This is a genomic window from Mycobacterium sp. TY815, from assembly GCF_030755135.1.
Classification (GTDB): Bacteria; Actinomycetota; Actinomycetes; order Mycobacteriales; family Mycobacteriaceae; genus Mycobacterium.
Window position 1 is genome coordinate 4,188,021 of sequence record NZ_JAUFRX010000001.1, and the last position, 17,290, is coordinate 4,205,310.

Genomic DNA, 17,290 nt, shown 5'->3' on the forward strand with positions numbered 1-17,290 from the left:
CTTGAGATGAACCGAGAGTGTCAGCAACCGCTTGGCGGTTTCTTGCGTAATCCTTGACGGAGTCTCAACGAGTGTCGGCATCATCGCCGCCCCGGTGTTGCGTCGGTCGGCCACGTTGCGGGCAGCAACGGCAGCGTCGCGTCCGACCCGTCGTCCGTCAGGCGGGCGATACCGGCGGGCGCTTCGGCCCGGGCGCGGGCGGTGCCGGCGAAGCCGAGGCCATCCGCTCCCCGGGTGCTTGCGATGGGGGCTTCCACCTCGGCACCCGCCGCCGGTGCGTCGTCCAGTTCCGCTGTGGCATCGAGGAATTCGTCCCGGTGCCCACGTACTCCGACGGCGGCTCGTCGCCGGCGCCGGCTCTGCGCTCTCGCGGCTGCCGCCTGGGCCGGTGCCGCGGCGTCGACGGTATCCGCCACGCTGTCCGGCGCCTTCTGTCCTACCCTGGGGCCGGAGCCGACCCCGGGTGGCGCCAGGCCGGGAATGGCGTAGCTGATGACGGACGCCGGCGCAGCGCTGCCTGCCGGGGCCGGCGCGGCGACACCGGGCGCGGGGTTGCTTGCCGGCGCGCTGACACCCGGTGCGGCCGATACACCCGGCGTGACAACGATATTCGGGATCGGGTCGGCGCGGGTAACGGTGCCGGGTTCGGCGGTCACCGGCAGCAGTCCGTCCGGTAGATCGCCGATCAGAAACGGAATCAACAGCCGCAGCGCACTCAGCGCGCTGAGGGCAGGTGTGAAGAACGGCAGCAGCAGAAGGGAATACGAGGCGTAGTACGGGTACCAGAGCAGGTCGTACAGGAACAGGGCGATCACCGCGAGTACGACAGCGGAGGCGGGACTGAGCCCGAGTTGCTGGAAGAAGTCCAGGAAATACTGGTAGGGGTTGGCGATCAGATTCTGCAGATCCGCGATGAGTTGCGCAATCGTGTCCGAGGCGGCGGCGGGCGCCGCATCACCCTGCGCTTCGGCAGTGTTCGTCAGGATGGGGGGTGCTGGTCGGGTCTCGGGTGTCGCTGCCAGTGCGCCTATGGCGACGGCCTGGTAGGCCGTCATAGTCTCCGCGGCCTGGATCCACATGCGGACGTAATCGGCCTCGTTGAGCGCGATGGGAATCGTGTTCAGACCGAAGAAGTTGGTGGCGACCAGCACTCCGTGTACCGCGTGGTTGGCGGCCAGTTCCGCGAGGGTGGGCATGGCGGCGACGGCGGCGCTGTAGGCGGCGGCAGCCATTTCGTGCTGTGCGGCAGTGCTCGCGCTGTCGGTCGCGGCCTGTTCGAGCCATGCCAGGTAGGGCCCGTGGGCGGCGACATACTCCGCGGCGCTGGTGCCCTGCCAGCTACCCGCCTGCACGTCGGCGAGGACCTGGCTCAACTCGACGGCCGCAGCGCTGTAATCGACGCTGAGGGCTTGCCACTGTTGCGCAGCAAGCAGCAATGATCCCGGCCCCAACCCGGCGTTCAACAGAGCCGAATGCTCCTCCGGAGGCAAGGCCATCCATATCGGGCCGGTCAGGCCTTTCACCTCCTTGCACGCTTGCACGATCGATTGCGCGAGGCGGATTGCCCCGTCGTGTGTTAGTCGCACCCGGGTGGCCGAAAGTTCCCGCGGACACCGCAAGCCCATCTCGGCACAGCCTCGTCATCAGTACTGTCTGAGCCATGCCCGTGTTCGACGCCCGTCACCTCGGCGGCGTATCCGAGACCGCACTGCTGACGCTTCATCAGCGAGCGACCGAGGCCTCCCGGCCGGACGGCATCATCGACGACCCGATGGCCATCGCCCTGCGCGACCGGATCGACTACGACTTCCACCACTTCGGCCGGACCCATCAAGCCACCGCCCTGCGGGCACTGGCCTTCGACAACGCGGCCCGTGAATTCCTCGGCGGCCATCCGCGGGCGACCGTCGTCGCACTGGCCGAAGGGCTGCAGACCAGCTTCTGGCGCCTCGACAACGGCGAACTGAACTGGCTCTCGGTTGATCTGGAGCCGATCGTGCACATCCGTCAACAGCTGCTGCCGGCATCCGACCGGTTGCGGTACTGCGCCCAGTCCGCCCTCGATTACTCCTGGATGGATCAAGTCGATGCCGGCAACGGCGTGTTGATCACCGCCGAGGGCTTGTTCCAATACTTCGAGCGGCCAACGGTATTCGCTCTGATCGAGGCATGCGCCGGCCGATTTCCCGGTGGCCGCCTGGTCTTCGACAGCATCCCGTGGTTGCTGAGCGTGTATTCGCGGCGGCGCGGCTTCAAACTCAGCGAGTTCTACACAGCCCCGCCGATGCCGTTCTGGTTCACCGCCAACCAGTACGCCGAACTGTGCGCCATCCCGGGCGTCCGCGCGGTTCGCGAATTGCCGGCGCCGGCGGCCCGGGGCAGATTTCTGCCGAAGGTAGTCGCGATGACCTACCGATTCTCGGTCTTCGACCGGCTACGGGCCCCCACCACGCTCGTGGAGTTCGGATAAGTGGGAAGCCGATAACGGACCGGGAACAAATCGCGGCTCATGCGCGACTATTAAGACATGGATTGCGAGGTGGCGCGCGAAGCGCTGTCGGCCCGGCTCGACGGTGAACGCGAGCCCGTGCCGTCGGCGCGGGTCGATCAACACCTGGACGAGTGCGGCGCTTGTCGCGAATGGTTCGACCAGGTGGGTCGCCAGGCCCGTGAACTGCGCCGCCTGGTCGAGTCCCGGCCGGTGATCGCCCCGGTCGGGCCGATCGGAACGCAGCAGACCCCGCGGCGCTTCGCCCTGAGTTGGCATCGCTGGGCGCTGCTCGGCGTGGGTCTGGCACAGCTGGCACTGGCGGTCGCGCAGGGCGTGGGCCTCGACGTGGGCCTGCATCATGGGATGAACAACGGGAGCCACCTGCTCAACGAATCCACGTCGTGGTGCGTCGCACTCGGTGTGATCATGGTGGTCGCCGCGCTGTGGCCCGCCGCGGCCGCCGGGCTCGCCGGCGTGCTGTCGGTGTACGTCGCGGTGCTGGCGGTGTACGTCGCCGTGGATGCGGCCTCGGGTGCCGTCAGCCTCGGGCGGATGCTCACTCACCTGCCGGTGGTACTCGGCGCGGTCCTGGCGACCATCGGGTGGCGCAGCACGCCGGCGCCCGGGCCTGCGCCGCAGGCAGCCGAACCGGATATCGTGTTGCCGCAGAACGCAACCCGTGGGCGTCGGCGGGGCCATCTGTGGCCCACCGACGGCTCGGCGGCCTGACCGGCGGTTAGCGGTCGGCCCCGAAGTTACGCAGGCGCAGGCTGTTCGACACGACGAAGAACGACGAGAATGCCATCGCCGCACCGGCCACCAGTGGGTTGAGCAGCCCCGCGGCGGCGATCGGGATCGCGGCGATGTTGTAGCCGAAGGCCCAGACCATGTTGACCTTGATGGTGCGCATGGTCGCCGCGGCCAGGCCCAGTGCCAGAGGCACGACTTCCAGGTCGTCCCGGACGAGGATGACGTCGGCGGCACCGATCGCGACGTCGGTGCCGCGCCCGATGGCCATCCCCAGATCGGCGCGTGCCAGGGCCGGGCCGTCGTTGATGCCGTCTCCGACCATCGCGACCACATGCCCGCGGTCGCGCAGCTGCTCGATCACGTCGACCTTGCCTTCGGGCAACACGTCGGCGATCACCTCGTCGATACCGACGCGGGCCGCCACCGCCGCCGCCGACGCGGGGTTGTCACCGGTCAACAACACCGTTCGCAGTCCGCGCCCGTGCAGCGCCGCCACGGCGGGGACCGCCGAATCCTTCACCGCGTCGGCGACCGCGATGACTGCGCAGGCCGATCCGTCAACCTCGACGAATACCGCTGTCTCACCCCGTGATTCGGCATCGCGGCGGGCGGTGTTCAGCGCCGGCGAGCCGCCCGGCCCGGCGATCCACGAGGGCTTGCCGATCCGGACAGTGCGCCCGCGCACCGTGCCGCTGACGCCCCGGCCGGGCACCGCGCGGAAATCGGCGACCGACCCGCGCTGCGATGCGGCCGCTGCGATGGTCAGCCCGATCGCGTGCTCGGAGGCCGCTTCCACGGTCGCCGCCAACTCCAGAACTTCGTCGGCGTCCCAGCCTGGGGCGGCCGTCACCGCGCTGACCGCGAGCTTGCCCGTGGTGAGCGTGCCGGTCTTGTCGAAGACCACGGTGTCCACGGCGCGAGTGGCTTCCAGGGATTGATGGCCCTTGAGGAAGATGCCGAGCTGGGCGCCGCGACCGCACGCCACCAGCATCGCGGTGGGCGTCGCCAACCCGAGGGCACACGGGCAGGCGATGACGAGCACCGCGAGCGCGGCCGAGAACGCCCGCTCGGGTCCGGCGCCGGCGAGCAGCCAGCCGGCCGCGGTCAGTCCCGCGATGGCGAAGACGCACGGAACGAACACCGATGCGATGCGGTCGGCCAGGCGCTGCGCGTCGGCCTTCTGCACCTGGGCTTCCTCGACGAGGCGGACCATCCCGGCGAACTGGGTGTCAGCGCCGACGGCGGCTGCCTCGACCACCAGTCTGCTGTCCAGCACGACGGTGCCGCCGATCACCTGGGCGCCCGGGTGGACCTTCACCGGCTTGGCCTCGCCGGTCATCGCACTGACATCGACCGCTGCGCAGCCCTCGACAACCAGGCCGTCGGCGGCGATCGTCTGCCCGGGGCGCACCACGAAGCGCTGCTGTTCTTTGAGCTGGTCCGCCGGAATCACCAACTCCGACCCGTCGGCTTGCAGCACCGCGACATCTTTCGCGCTCAGGGCCGCCAGCGCCCGCAGCGCCCCGCCGGCCCGAGATTTGGCCCGTGCCTCGAAATACCGGCCGGCAAGTACGAAGACCGTGACCCCGGCCGCGACCTCGAAGTAGATGGCGTCGCTGCCGAGCAGCGCCTGCCATACGCCCTTGCGCTCGACGGACTGATGCGTGCCGAAGGCGGTGCGCAGCGACCACACCGTGGCCGCGGTGATTCCGACCGAAATCAGCGTCTCCATCGACGCGGTCCCGTGCATCGCGTTGCGCAGCGCAACCTTGTGGAACGGCCACGCGGCCCACACGACGACCGGCAGCGCCAGCAGGGTCAGCACCCATCCCCAGCCGGTGAATCGGGAGCTGGGCACCACCGCGAACATCACCGACAGGTGCGCCAGCGGCACGAAGAACACGGCGGCCACCGCCAGCCGGACCAGCAGGTAACGGGCGTGATCGGCGTCCGGGTCTCCGGCACTGCCACTGCCGGCGGTACGCGGCTCGGCCTGGTAGCCGGCCCGCTCCACCGCCGCGCACAGGTCCTCCGGGTCGATGTCCCGGCTGAGCTCCAGCGTCGCCACCCGGGTGGAGAAGTTGACCGACGCCCGCACCCCAGGCAGCTTGTTCAGGGTCGATTTCACCTTGAGGGCGCAGGCCATGCAGGACATCCCGGTGATGTCGAGTTGAACCCGCTGCACCTCTGCGGGTGCGTCCGTCGTTGCCATTGTCACGTGAATTCTCGCCTCCTGCGAACTCGTCCCTAGACAAGTCGTCACGACCGGTTCAAGAGTTCCCTGCGTTGTTCAGGTCGGCATGGCTTAGGCTCGAAACCCGTGGCCCCGGGCAGTGACGACGACCAAATTACCGATCTCGCCCGATCCGCGGGCCGGGGCGACCGGGCCGCGTTGGCCGAATTCGTCCGGTGCACCCAGCGCGACGTGTGGCGAATGGTCGCCTATCTCGCCGATCCCGGCAGCGCGGACGACCTGACGCAGGAGACCTTCCTGCGGGCCATCGGTTCGCTGCCCGGATTCACCGGGCGTTCCACCGCCCGGACCTGGCTGTTGTCGATTGCGCGCCGCGTCGTCGCCGATCACTTCCGGTCTAAAATGCGCAGGCCGCGTACCGCACAGGTGGCCGACCTGGACGAGGCCCTCGGGCAGGGCCGGCGCGGGAGCCGGATCGAGAACATGGTCGAGATCCGCATCCTGCTCGACGGACTGGAACCGAAACGCCGGGAAGCGTTGATCGTCACCCAGATCCTGGGCCTGTCCTATGCCGAGGCGGCGGAGGTGTGCGGGTGCCCCGTCGGCACGATCCGCTCCCGAGTGGCCCGGGCCCGCGACGACCTGCTGCACGCGGCGACCGAAGGCGACTGCGCGGGATAGGCCGGGGCGTTCAGTCGCCCTTCATGGCCGGGTGGCCGCGGGTCAGCAGCGGCAGCATCCACTCGGGCGGTGCGACCCGGAACAATCCCGCCGAGACGCGGTTGGCCAACCCGGGAACCACGACGGCCTTGCCGGCCGCCAAGCCGTCGATCCCGGCCTGCGCCACCTGATCGGCGGGCACCCACATGATCCGCGGCAGGGCGGCCTCGGCATCCTCTTTGGCGAACCCGGCCGCCTCCCCGAAGCCGGTGTCCACCGGGCCCGGGCACAGTGCCGTCACCGAGACGCCGGTCCGTTTGAGCTCGCCGCGCAGGCTGTGGGTGTAGGACAGCACGAATGCCTTGGCCGCCCCGTAGGCCGCCTGTCCCGGCAGCGGGCCGAAGGCGGCGACCGACGCCACGTTCAGGATCGCGCCACGACGGCGCTCCACCATGCCGGGCAGGAACCTGCTGCACAGGTCCACGACGGCTGCCACGTCGACTTCGACCAGGTTGAGTTCTTTCTCCGGATCGGACTTCGCCACCACGCCCAGCGTCGACAGGCCGGCGTTGTTGATCAAGATGTCAGGGGTCAGGCCGAGTTCGCCCACTCGATCCAGCAGGGTTGCGCGGTCGCTGCGCTCGGCGAGGTCGGCAGGCAGCGGATGCGCCTTCGGGCCGAGCTTTCTGGCCAGCGCCTCGAGCCGGTCGGCGCTGCGGGCGACCAGGACGATGTGGTAGCCGCGTTTCGCCAGGATGCCGGCGATCTGCTCGCCGATGCCCGACGACGCCCCGGTCACGATCGCCGCGCTGGTATTTGCTGCAGGTGGGAGTGCCATACCGCGACCGTACCGGCCCTAGGGCGCGGCGCTCTCGGCAATTGCGGCGACCCTGGCCGGCTCCGCCATACCGCGACCCAATCATCGGGGGTTTGTCAGCAGCGCTCCGCGCCAGGCTTCATCAGGTTCGGGCCCGGGACCTGCCGCGGCGACCGGTCGCGCCGCATGGCGTACAGCGCGCGGCAGGCGCGCGCCTTCATGGGCGCGGCAATCGCGGAGCCACCGGGGCTCTGGATCCAGTTCTGCAGTGCTGTCACGTTATCGGTCCTTCATCGGTGCGACGTCGGAACATCGCTTGGTGCCATATCAGCCGATTCCCTTTAAGCCTGCACCGCGGCAGAGTGAACAACGCGCAAAGCGGGCCGCGTGTGGGCTGTGCGATCCGGCACACAGGCGCGTGGAGATCGCCGGCGTCACACTTCTCGTCTCCGGCGCTTCGCTTTTCGAATGACCACGTCGGAGAACGAAACGTCGTGGCCCGCGGTACATCGGACCTGCGGCACCACGGACTCACCGCAGCCCTTGTGGATCAATTCCGTACCGGACTGTGCCTGCAGCAGCCTGCCGAATTCGATCAGGCTGATGAGCACCGGGAACAGGTCGCGCCCCCGATCGGTGAGCACGTACTCGTACCGGGTGCGCTGGCCAGGTTCCCGGTACGGCTGCTTCTGCAGCAAGCCCGCGTCGACCAGTTCCCGCAACCGCTTGGCGGCGATCTGTTCGGTGACCCCGGCCCGACGCGCCAGATCGTCGAAACGTCTTCCGCCCCAGAAGGCTTCGCGGAGCAGCACCATCGCCGAATGGGTGCCGATGAACTGCAGTGCGTACTCCATCGGGCACCCGTCGGCACCCGTCCACCCATCCTGCTCGGCAAGCCGTCCCGCCGTCATCGCTTCAAGGATTCAGAATCAGGCAGTTGCTGGTGGCGGTGGCCAGCAGTTTGCCGGTGCTGCTGGTCAGTCTGGCCTCGGCCAGCGCGGTGCGACGGCCCAGATGGGTCACCGTGCCGGTACACCGGACCGGACCGGTTTCGACGCTGATCGCCCCGATGAACCGCACCGACAGGTCGAGGCTGGTGTAGGCCACCCCCGCCGGCAGCATGCTGTGCACCGCGCAGGCTGCGGCGGAATCCAGCAGTGTGCAGTACATTCCGCCGTGCACCGACCCGATCGGGTTGTAGTGGAACTCGGCCGGCGTCAGGGTGAATACGGCCGTGCCCGCCGAAACGGATTCCAGCCGGCCGCCGATGGTGCTCATGACGGGCGGCTGCGGTATCTCCCCGTCCACCATGGCCTGCAGAAACTCGAGGCCGCTGCGACTGCGCGCCGCCTCGGCCGCGCTGCGGGGATCCGACCATTCGATGGTGCGGTTTCGCTCGACTTGCTCGCGCCCGGGAGCACACGCGGTTTCGCTCATATCGGGCATCATCCCGGGCTGGCTCAACTTTAGTCAAGTCAGCTTGCTCTCCCTTGCGCGTGGCGGTTACCCGGCCGGGACAGCAGTCATGGTGGCGAGGAGGGTGGCCACCTGTTTGGAGTCACTGCCGCTCACGGCATAGGCGTCTCCACGGCACACCGTGAGATTGCGGCCGGGCCGCAGTACCTCGCCTCGTGCCCGCAAACGATCGCCGACCGCGGGGGCCAGTAGATTGACCTTCAGCTCCACGGTCAACACCCGCGAGCCGTGTGCCATGAGGGTGAGTGCAGAGTAGCCACACGCAGTGTCCAGGATCGAGATGGTGACACCGGCGTGGAAGAACCCGTCCTGCTGGGTAAGACCGGGCGAGAACGGCACCTCGATCTCGACCACGCCGGGACCGATGCTGCGCAGCTGTGCGCCGAGTGTTGCCATCAGGCCCTGCAGCGCAAAGCTTTCCCGTACGCGTTGGCGATAGTCGGGATCCCGCGGCAGGTGAGCGGACACTCAGGCCGCCGTCATGGCCGCGCGCTCGAGGTCGAGGAGCTGCTCGCCCTGGCGTTCCTCTTCATAGGCCTTGCGGCCGCCCCGGATGCCGAACAGCCGCTTGGAGATCAGCAGGTAGAGCACCGCGGCGATGTTGATCGTCAGGGTCGCCACCCGCGTCGTGGTGACGCCCTTGAGCAGGTCGTGGATTTCCAGGGGCAGGAAAACGGAGGTGGCGACAACCGCGAAATACTCACCCCAGCGTTTCATCAACCACAAGCCCACGCCTTCGACGACCTGCAGCACGGCGTAGGCGGCGAGCAGACAGGTGATCAGAGCCAGGGTCGACGGTTTGGCCGCCAACGCCTTCTCCAGCTCGTGAATCGCCGACATCTGGTCGACCTTGAATCCGGCGGCACGGAACACCGGCAGGTCGCGGTCCAGGGTGGCCTGAATCGAACCGCGAGCGCCCCGGAACGTCCAGACCGCCCACGCGGCCAGCCCCAGCACCACGGCCCGCCCGAGTCGCTCGACAGCCAGTGCACGAATGATGATGGCCTGCCGTAACGCCTTGCCGCGCATGATCATCGGCGCGTCTTCGGGATGCCCGCGGCCGTGCGGTTCGCCCAGCGCGAAGTCGCCGCAGCGTAGACAGCGCCACACCTCACCGAGTTCGGTCTTGGCGTGCAGCCGTTCGGCCAGTTGCTCGTCGTCCGGAGCGTAGGTGGCGTGGCCCGCGACGGCGCAGGTGATCAACTCCCACCGGTTGACGGTGCGTTTCTTGTTGTTGCCCACATGCGCTCCTTCGGCGAGGTTGACGCCGATCATTCAACGCGATCAGCAAACCGCGCAAGGCGACGCGGGTAGTCCGCCGTTCAAAACCGCCGTGCGCCGCGGGCCTTGGTGGCTGTCGAGCTCACCGCGCCCAGCAGAATTGCGAGTTCGCGGGTGGAGATTTCGTCGACACGTTCCACCGCCTCGACGATCTCACCGCGCAAACCCCTGCCGCAGAACGGCTCGGCCAGCCAGTGGAACTTGTCCACGACACGGCCCCATGACATCGGGCGGGTGGGCGATCCCTCGTAGTCGGCCTGCTCATGGCGCAATTGGCGCCCGTCGTACGTGACGATCCGCACCCGGGCGGCGGTGCGTTCGGGGTAGGCCGCGGTGAGGTCGGCGGCCGGTTCGACGTTCACCCGACGCAACAGATCCTGGACGTCGGCGCGCCGAACCCGTTCATTCTCAAGCTGTTCGGGGCCGACGCCGGCGTCGAGCAGAGCGGCCGAGGTCAGGTACTTGAGGTTGTAATCGGCCTGCTCTTTCGTCGATGGATGGTCTTTGACGCCGTATGCCCCGCCGCCGGCGAAGTCGAATGCCCCCTGGAAAACCTCAAGATTGACCGACGCGATGTCCCGGCCGCGCAGTCCGTTCGCGTCGCGGAGTGCCAGCACGGCGTCGATGATCACCTGGCCGTGAATCAGCGCGCAGTACCGCTTGAGGTAGGTCTGTTCGACGGCGTTGAGTTCTGTTGCGTCCGTTGGTAAATCGATCTTCCGGCCGAACAACTGCACCAGTCCGTGCGGTCCCTCGAACAGAGTCCGGGGCCCGGTCACCCCGCGGCCCGCCAGCATCGTGGCATAGACCGCCCGCATACCGGTGATGGCCGGCGAGATGCCCTTCCAGGTGGAGACCGGTTCGGCGTGCACGGCCGCGAGCGAGACATTGTCGGCCGCAGAGGCCGCGATGGCGTCAGCGGTCCGGGCGGCGTCCAGGCCCGTCAGCTTGGCCGTACCGGCCGCGACCGACATCGCCAACTGCAGCGCATGATTGAGGCCGCTCGCCATTACGGGCACTGCTGCGCTGAAGCGACACTGAACCTCGTAGGCAATCGCCAGCGCGAGCAGGAAGTCCGCACCGCTGGCATCGAGATGCTCGGCGACGGCGAAGATGGCGCCGAAGTTGTCCGCGGGGTGACACAGGCCTCCCACGGTCAGGTAGGTGTCGAGCAGATCCGGGTAACGGACCAAGACGGCGTTGAAGAATGCGGCCTGGTCCACCGACGCAGTTCCGCCCCCGACGAGTGTGGCGGTGCGGCGGCCGCTGAACTCATCCACCTGCGCGCGGATCGCGGGGATGGGTTCGCCGTTCAATGACCCGACCGCGCAGGCGATGCTGTCCAGCACATTGCGCTTGAGCATCGATCTGGGCCGGCCCGCCAGGTCGGTCTGTTGCGCGCGGACCGTGAAGCCCGCGAGGTCGTCGACAATGTAGTTCGGCACCATCGTCTTTCGTCCTTCTCTCGTCGATATCTCGACTCAATCGCGACGACGGCGCGGCGTCCAGGACTCTTTGCTTACCTGTGTTCGGCGGAACTTCCTATCGCAGTTCAGCCGCCGCGGTCAGAGCGCCGCGGTGCGGGTCGTCGGACGGGATCCACCACCGGCCGGCGGGCGGCGCGGGCCAACCGTGACCGCCTGCGACGTTCAGCAGTGCACTGACCAGCCGTTGCACGCTGACGCGTTCGTCGTCGTCCCGGTGCACGAGCGACCACGTCCACACCGGCACAGGATTGGCCACCCGCCGATGTCCCAAGCTCGGTGGCGGCACCGCGGTGTGGCGCTTGGGCGAGGCGAGCACGGCAGCGCCGAGTCGCCGAACGTGGGTATAGAACGCGTCCCCGGTGATGCCGCCGTCGTCGATGCCGACGACCCGCGCACCGGTGTCACCCGCGAACTCGCGCGCGAAGAGATTCCATGACCGCCAGGCCGACTCGTCGGCATCGACCAGCACCCGGAGCTGTTGTGCATCAACGGGTTCGGTCGATGCGACACCGGGAAGCACCGCGCCCAGTGGCTCCGCGCGCAGTAGATGCGCCGTCAGCCCGCGCTCAGTGGCCTGCCGGGAGGTGACCCAGGTCAAAGCCATGTCGAGGGTACCCTCGGCCACCCGGTCGGCCTGCACATGCGAGGGCAGCACCCACTCGTCGATTCGCACCGAAAATGCGCCGGACAGGGCATCGTCGGGTAGCCAACTCACGTAGCCGAGCCGCACCGGCGCGGCGGTCTCGGCAGTCTTGCGCACCCTGCTCTTCACGTCATCGGACAGCGCCAGGATGCGGCGGGCGTCAGGCAGCAACGCGCGGCCGCTCTGGCTCAGCCGAACGGTTCGGCGATCGCGGACGAAGAGTTCAGCGCCCAGATCTCGTTCCAGGGCGATGATCTGCTGCGACAGAGCCGGCCCGGAGATATGCAGGCGCTGTGCCGCCCTTCCGAAGTGCAGCTCCTCGGCAACCGCCACGAAATAGCGCAGCTGCCGCAGTTCCATGCGTCGAGACTATGTTCCGGATCCGGCGTCGGCGAACTCGCAGAAGGCGGCGTAGGCGCGGGCGCCGTAAATGGTGGCCGGCCCACCGTGCATCATGATGCTCACCCCGACCGCTTCCGCGGCCTCCTCCTTGGAGGCTCCGGCGCGGACCGCCGCTTTAGCGTGAGAGGCGATGCAGCCGTCACATCCGTGCACCACCCCGATCGCCAGCGCGATGAGTTCCTTGTACTTGGCGTCCAGTGCCCCAGATGCCATGGCAGCTTTGCTCATCTCGCCGAAGCCGGCGTACACGCCGGGGATCATCTGGCGAAGCGCACGGTGCTGTGGGTTGAGATCATTCAGAACGTCGTGGTGACGGTGCTGTTCATCCATGACCGCCAGTGTACTGATACCGGTAGGGGTATTGGTATAGTATGAGCAGGGAGAGATAGGAAGGCACTCGATGAACTCTGACGAAGACACGATGGCGGCGGTGCTCAACCGGTTACGCCGTGCTCAGGGGCAACTCGGCGGCGTGATCGCGATGATCGAGCAGGGTCGCAACTGCAAAGACGTCGTGACTCAACTCGCAGCGGTGTCGAAGGCGCTCGACCGGGCCGGATTCAAGATCGTCGCCACCGGGCTGCGTGACTGCATCAACGGCACCCAGCACGGCGATGCGCCGCCGCTGAGCGAAGCGGAGCTGGAAAAGCTCTTCCTGGCCTTGGCGTGACAAGAAGGCCGGACAGAAAGAAAGGGATCAGCCATGACATTAGGAACCGCCGGTTTGACCGCCACGCTGCACACCTCGTTCAGCGACGCCGTCGAACAGACCACGCAGGCCCTTGCCGGACAGGGCTTCGGTGTCCTGACCAAGATCGACGTCAAGGCAACGTTGAAGCAGAAGCTCGGTGAGGACATGGAGGACTACGTGATCCTCGGTGCCTGCAACCCGCAGCTTGCGCACCGGGCGCTGAACGTGGATCGCCACATCGGCCAGCTACTCCCGTGCAACGTGGTGCTGCGCGCGGCCGATGACGGCGGCGTGCTCGTCGAGGCGATGGACCCCCAGCTCATGGTGCGCGTCGTGGACCAGCCGGGTCTTCAGGAAGTTGCGGACCAGGCTGCTGCCAAGCTGCAGGCGGCCATCGGCGCACTCAGCGAGGCATCGCACTAGCCGTCGGCGCCGCGGCAATGAACGAACACGAAACCGCATGGCCGCCGACAATAAGACCGGCGTCAACGGGATCGGCTTCTACGACGACGAGATCGTGCGCACGCCCGACGGATGGCATATCGCACGCCGGCGCTTCGCCACGGTGCGAGTAAGTACGGTCGGCTAGGTGGCACGCCAGCTGATCAGCACGCGTCCGTAGAGCAGTCGGCGGATCCGGGCGCCGGGGAGCACCGCACGCACGTGAGCCCGCAACTGGGCGAAGGTGTCCGGCGGGGGCCACTTGATCGGAGCGCTATGTTCCCACTTGCCCCGGACCCGGTTGACGACGCCGCAGGCGGTCCACGAGGACACATGCCAAAACACCTCGCGCACGGACGGTTTGACGAACGTCACGATTCCCAGGGTCCCGCCCGGGCGCACCAGTTGCGATAACCGCGTCAGAGCGCCGCGCGTGTCGTCGATGTGGTGCAGCGCGGCGTTGGAGACCACAGCATCGAAGTCGGGTAACTCGGCGGTCATCACGTCACCGTGGGTCCACTCGACCGGCGCATCCGGGAACCGGGTGTTCGCCCGCTGCAGTATCGGCTTGTCGATGTCGAGGGCGACCACCCGGGGAATCCGCTCGGCCAATCGCGCGGCCAGGAAGCCGTCACCGCACCCGACGTCCAGCACCTGTTGCGCCCCGGCGGGGACCAGCCGGTCGACGAGCGCGTCGTAGTGGATGTTGATATTCCACGGCGTTTGGTCCGACATTGCATCCAACGTAGCGGCCGTCGTCCTATTCTTCGATTGGCTTCGGAACCGGATCGGCGGTGCAGGCATGAATGCGGCGAGCGCTTGCGTGGCGTGCGGTACGGGGTTGCGCGCTGCCGCGAAGTTCTGCGACGAGTGCGGATCACCGGTTTCGGCGCCGGCTCCGTCTGCCGAATACAAGCAAGTGACGGTGCTTTTCGCCGACGTCGTCCATTCGATGGATATCGCCGCCGCGGTGGGCCCCGAGCGGCTGCGCGAGATCATGACCGACGTTGTGACGGCCGCGGCAGGAGTGGTGCAACGGTTCGGCGGCATGGTGGACAAGTTCACCGGTGACGGCATCATGGCGGTTTTCGGTGCTCCGGTTGCTCTGGAAGATCACGCTTTTCGGGCGTGCCTGGCGGGGCTGGGGATCCAGGAGCAGGCACGGCGCCTGGCAGTTGAGGTGGCTGAGCGCGATGGCGTACAGCTGCAGCTGCGGGTTGGGCTGAATTCTGGTCAGGTGATCGCCGGTGAAGTTGGTTCCGCCGCTTTGGGTTACACCGCGATCGGCGAGCAGGTCGGGATGGCCCAGCGGATGGAATCGGTGGCACCGCCGGGCGGGGTCATGCTCAGCGAATCAACGGCCCGGCTGGTCGAAGACGTGACCACCCTCGCGCCAGCAGAGTTGGTTTCTGTCAAGGGCGCGATCCGTCCCGTGCCCGCACGCCGGCTGATCGCGACGACGAACGGGCACCGCCGGATCAGCGAACCACAACTGGTCGGGCGCAATTGGGAACTGAACACGATCAGCGGGATCCTCGACGAAGCGGTGGACGGCGCCGGATGCATCATCGGCGTGTTGGGACCGCCGGGCATCGGCAAGAGCCGCATCGTCCGCGAAACAGCGGCACTGACGGCCGCCCGCGGTGCGGATGTGTTCACCACGTACTGCGAATCCCACACCAGCGATATCCCTTTCCACGCAGTGACAGGCCTGTTGCGCGCTGCGCTGGGAATCGACGGATTGCTTGATCCGGATGCACGCGCGCAAATCCGCGTCCGCTTCGCCGGTGCTGACCCCGAAGACTTACTCCTGCTGGACGATCTGCTGGGTGTCCAGGACCCGGATGCCGACCCGCCTCAGATCGAGGCCGACGCCCGCCGGCGCCGGCTGACCGCGCTCATCAATGCGGGACTGCTGGCTCGGAAGGATCCCGCGCTGTTCGTGATCGAAGACGCACACTGGATCGATGAGGTCAGCGAGTCGATGCTGGCCGACTACCTGGCGGTGATCCCGCAGACCCCCTCGATAGTCCTGATCACCTATCGCCCTGAGTACCACGGCGCCCTTACCAGAGTCCCGGGCATGCAGACGATTGCGCTGCGTCCGCTGAGCGCCACGCAAACCGCTGCGTTGATCGGCGCGCTACTCGGGACGGACACCTCGGTGCAGCCACTTGTCGCGGTCATCGTCGAACGTGCTTCGGGAAACCCGTTTTTCGCCGAGGAGCTGGTACGTGATCTGGCTGAACGGGGGAAGATCTGCGGGACACAGGGAAGGTATCGACTCGCGGCTGAGATCGCCGACATCAGTGTGCCCGCAACGTTGCAGGCGGTGATCGCGGCACGTGTCGACCGCCTGAGCCCGTCTGCCAAACGCACACTGAGCGCCGCGGCGGTGATCGGTTCGCATTTCACCACCGAGTTGGTCATCGCGCTGGGAATCGATCCGGTGGTGCACGAGTTGGTCATGGCAGAGCTGATCGATCAAGTCGGCTTCGCGCCGCGAGCAGAATATGCGTTCCGGCATCCGCTGATTCGCGCGGTCGCCTACGAGTCACAACTGCGAGCCGACCGCGCTGAACAACATCGAAAACTGGCAGCCACAATCCAGCGGCTCGGCTCACCGGACGAAAACGCCCCCCTGATCGCCGAACATCTCACTGCTGCAGGCGATCTCCACGCGGCGTTCGACTGGCACATGCGTGCCGGGACCTGGCTGACGCACCGTGATCTCGCCGCAGCACGAGCCAGCTGGCAGCGCGCACGCGACGTCGCCGATCGATTGCCGACCGCTGATCAGCGACGCTCCTCGATGCGAATTGCTCCGCGAACCCTGTTGTGTGCCAGCGCCTGGATGGCCGGAGGCAGCATGGCCGACACCGGCTTCGACGAACTGCGCGAGCTCGCCAGCGCCGCCGGCGACAAGGTTTCGCTGGCCATGGGCATGGCTGGTTGGATCTCGACGCTGACCGTGCACGCCCTCTATCAGCAAGCTTCGCACTGGGCTTCCGAACTCGTCGACCTGCTGGAGCAGATTAACGATCCACCCCTGACCGTCGGCCTGCTTTACTCGGCATCCGTCGCCAAAATGCAGTGTGATGATGCGGCTGAATCCTTGCGCTTATCGCAGCGCGCAATTGACTTGGCAGACGGTGACCCCGCCATGGGCAATCTGATACTCAGTTCCCCGCTGGCCGGCGCGATGATGTTGCGAGGATGTGCGCGATGTTGTCTCGGCGATCCGGGATGGCGGGTCGATGTAGATCGGTCCGCCGTCATGGTCCGAGCCTTCGACCTCACCTTGCGTGCCCTGGTGATGGTCTTCAAATACTCACTCGCAGTCAACGAAACGTGGCTGCCGAACACCGAAGACCTGAATGAAGCAACCGTCGTCCTGGAAATGGCGGAACGATCCGGCGACGACTTCACCCTCGCCTGCGCTCGATACGTGCGCGGCCTGACTCTGCTGACGCAAGGCGGTCAACCGCGCGCGGAGGGCATCGCGCTGCTTGCAGCGGCCCGCGAAGCAGCCGTGCAGGAGCGCTTCACGATGGCGATCATCGGGTTCATCGACACTCATATTGCCCGTGACAAGATCCGTGTCGGTGATCTCGACGACGCAATCGAATCTGCTCGCGCCACCGTGGAGTCGGAGCACGCCTCCGGCGGAGTGCTCACTCGCGCCGCTCCGGTCGCTGCTCTGGTAGAGGCTTTGCTGGGCAGAGGGATGCCCGCCGACATCCAAGAAGCTGAGGCGGCCATCGAGCGCCTGGCTGCCGTACCGACCGAGCCGGGATTCGTCATCAACCGAATCTGGTTACTGCGCCTGCGGGCAATGCTGGCGCGTGCCAAAGGCGACGACGCGGCTTGCCGCGACTACCGGGATCGCCACCTCCAGATGGCGAGATCACTGAGATTCGACGGGCATATCGCCTGGGCAGAGGGGATGACGTGACC

17 protein-coding genes and 2 pseudogenes are annotated in these 17,290 nt (G+C 67.2%); 7 read left to right on the top strand and 12 right to left on the bottom strand.

The genetic code is table 11. From position 1 onward, the window contains the following. Positions 1 to 80: 80 nt before the first annotated feature. Complete coding sequence (locus tag QXK92_RS18175) at positions 81 to 1,496, bottom strand: PPE family protein (protein ID WP_306244516.1); 1,416 nt, start codon at positions 1,494 to 1,496, stop codon at positions 81 to 83. A gap of 164 nt (positions 1,497 to 1,660) precedes the next feature. Here QXK92_RS18175 and QXK92_RS18180 point away from each other — a divergent pair, with 164 nt between their 5' ends. Both QXK92_RS18180 and QXK92_RS18185 read left to right on the top strand, forming a co-directional pair. After that, positions 1,661 to 2,470 (top strand): class I SAM-dependent methyltransferase, encoded by an 810-nt coding sequence (locus QXK92_RS18180; RefSeq protein WP_306243491.1) that lies wholly within the window; start codon positions 1,661 to 1,663, stop codon positions 2,468 to 2,470. Between the two features lie 57 nt (positions 2,471 to 2,527). Continuing rightward, positions 2,528 to 3,220, top strand: a complete 693-nt coding sequence (locus QXK92_RS18185) for a zf-HC2 domain-containing protein (protein WP_306243494.1) — start codon at positions 2,528 to 2,530, stop codon at positions 3,218 to 3,220. On the opposite strand, the pseudogene QXK92_RS18190 reads toward QXK92_RS18185, so the two are convergent. Further along, a pseudogene (locus QXK92_RS18190) lies at positions 3,170 to 5,453 on the bottom strand (heavy metal translocating P-type ATPase); the annotation flags it as partial. The gene QXK92_RS18185 and the pseudogene QXK92_RS18190 sit on opposite strands and share 51 nt — an antisense overlap. Positions 5,454 to 5,561: 108 nt before the next feature. Here QXK92_RS18190 and sigC point away from each other — a divergent pair. Then, positions 5,562 to 6,116, top strand: coding sequence for an RNA polymerase sigma factor SigC (gene sigC / locus QXK92_RS18195; RefSeq protein ID WP_306243497.1), 555 nt, complete (start codon positions 5,562 to 5,564; stop codon positions 6,114 to 6,116). A 10-nt stretch (positions 6,117 to 6,126) separates the two neighbouring features. Here sigC and QXK92_RS18200 read toward each other — a convergent pair whose 3' ends face one another. The 9 genes from QXK92_RS18200 to QXK92_RS18240 all read right to left on the bottom strand — a co-directional run bounded on the left by QXK92_RS18200 (position 6,127) and on the right by QXK92_RS18240 (position 12,531). Beyond that, a complete protein-coding gene (locus tag QXK92_RS18200; RefSeq protein ID WP_306243499.1) occupies positions 6,127 to 6,933 on the bottom strand; it encodes an SDR family oxidoreductase in 807 nt (268 codons plus the stop codon). Between the two features lie 95 nt (positions 6,934 to 7,028). Beyond that, entirely contained in the window at positions 7,029 to 7,190 is a 162-nt protein-coding gene (locus QXK92_RS18205) for a hypothetical protein (RefSeq protein ID WP_306243501.1), read from the bottom strand. A gap of 156 nt (positions 7,191 to 7,346) precedes the next feature. Continuing rightward, positions 7,347 to 7,823 (bottom strand): helix-turn-helix domain-containing protein, encoded by a 477-nt coding sequence (locus tag QXK92_RS18210; protein ID WP_306243503.1) that lies wholly within the window; start codon positions 7,821 to 7,823, stop codon positions 7,347 to 7,349. A gap of 4 nt (positions 7,824 to 7,827) precedes the next feature. Continuing rightward, positions 7,828 to 8,349, bottom strand: a complete 522-nt coding sequence (locus QXK92_RS18215; RefSeq protein ID WP_306243505.1) for a PaaI family thioesterase — start codon at positions 8,347 to 8,349, stop codon at positions 7,828 to 7,830. A gap of 66 nt (positions 8,350 to 8,415) precedes the next feature. Continuing rightward, positions 8,416 to 8,856 carry a PaaI family thioesterase gene (locus tag QXK92_RS18220; protein WP_306243506.1) on the bottom strand — a complete coding sequence of 147 codons (441 nt, stop codon included), beginning with the start codon at positions 8,854 to 8,856 and terminating at the stop codon, positions 8,416 to 8,418. Further along, positions 8,857 to 9,630, bottom strand: coding sequence for a DUF2127 domain-containing protein (locus tag QXK92_RS18225; protein ID WP_306243507.1), 774 nt, complete (start codon positions 9,628 to 9,630; stop codon positions 8,857 to 8,859). Between the two features lie 80 nt (positions 9,631 to 9,710). Next, complete coding sequence (locus QXK92_RS18230; RefSeq protein WP_306243509.1) at positions 9,711 to 11,117, bottom strand: MmgE/PrpD family protein; 1,407 nt, start codon at positions 11,115 to 11,117, stop codon at positions 9,711 to 9,713. A 94-nt stretch (positions 11,118 to 11,211) separates the two neighbouring features. Continuing rightward, positions 11,212 to 12,159, bottom strand: a complete 948-nt coding sequence (locus QXK92_RS18235) for a LysR family transcriptional regulator (protein WP_306243510.1) — start codon at positions 12,157 to 12,159, stop codon at positions 11,212 to 11,214. Positions 12,160 to 12,168: 9 nt separating this feature from the next. Further along, complete coding sequence (locus tag QXK92_RS18240) at positions 12,169 to 12,531, bottom strand: carboxymuconolactone decarboxylase family protein (RefSeq protein ID WP_306243512.1); 363 nt, start codon at positions 12,529 to 12,531, stop codon at positions 12,169 to 12,171. Between the two features lie 70 nt (positions 12,532 to 12,601). Between QXK92_RS18240 and QXK92_RS18245 the strand changes: the two genes are divergently transcribed. From QXK92_RS18245 to QXK92_RS18255, 3 genes and pseudogenes are all read left to right on the top strand, one after another. Continuing rightward, on the top strand, positions 12,602 to 12,871 hold the full coding sequence (locus tag QXK92_RS18245) for a metal-sensitive transcriptional regulator (RefSeq protein ID WP_306243514.1): 270 nt from the start codon (positions 12,602 to 12,604) through the stop codon (positions 12,869 to 12,871). Positions 12,872 to 12,904: 33 nt separating this feature from the next. Beyond that, a complete protein-coding gene (locus QXK92_RS18250) occupies positions 12,905 to 13,315 on the top strand; it encodes a DUF302 domain-containing protein (protein WP_306243516.1) in 411 nt (136 codons plus the stop codon). 37 nt (positions 13,316 to 13,352) lie between these two features. Then, positions 13,353 to 13,481: pseudogene (locus QXK92_RS18255) on the top strand (nuclear transport factor 2 family protein); the annotation flags it as partial. Here the strand turns inward: QXK92_RS18255 and QXK92_RS18260 are convergent. Beyond that, on the bottom strand, positions 13,478 to 14,068 hold the full coding sequence (locus tag QXK92_RS18260) for a class I SAM-dependent methyltransferase (protein ID WP_306243518.1): 591 nt from the start codon (positions 14,066 to 14,068) through the stop codon (positions 13,478 to 13,480). The pseudogene QXK92_RS18255 and the gene QXK92_RS18260 sit on opposite strands and share 4 nt — an antisense overlap. A 67-nt stretch (positions 14,069 to 14,135) precedes the next feature. Between QXK92_RS18260 and QXK92_RS18265 the strand changes: the two genes are divergently transcribed. Continuing rightward, positions 14,136 to 17,288 (top strand): adenylate/guanylate cyclase domain-containing protein, encoded by a 3,153-nt coding sequence (locus QXK92_RS18265; protein WP_306243520.1) that lies wholly within the window; start codon positions 14,136 to 14,138, stop codon positions 17,286 to 17,288. Positions 17,289 to 17,290 lie beyond the last annotated feature (2 nt).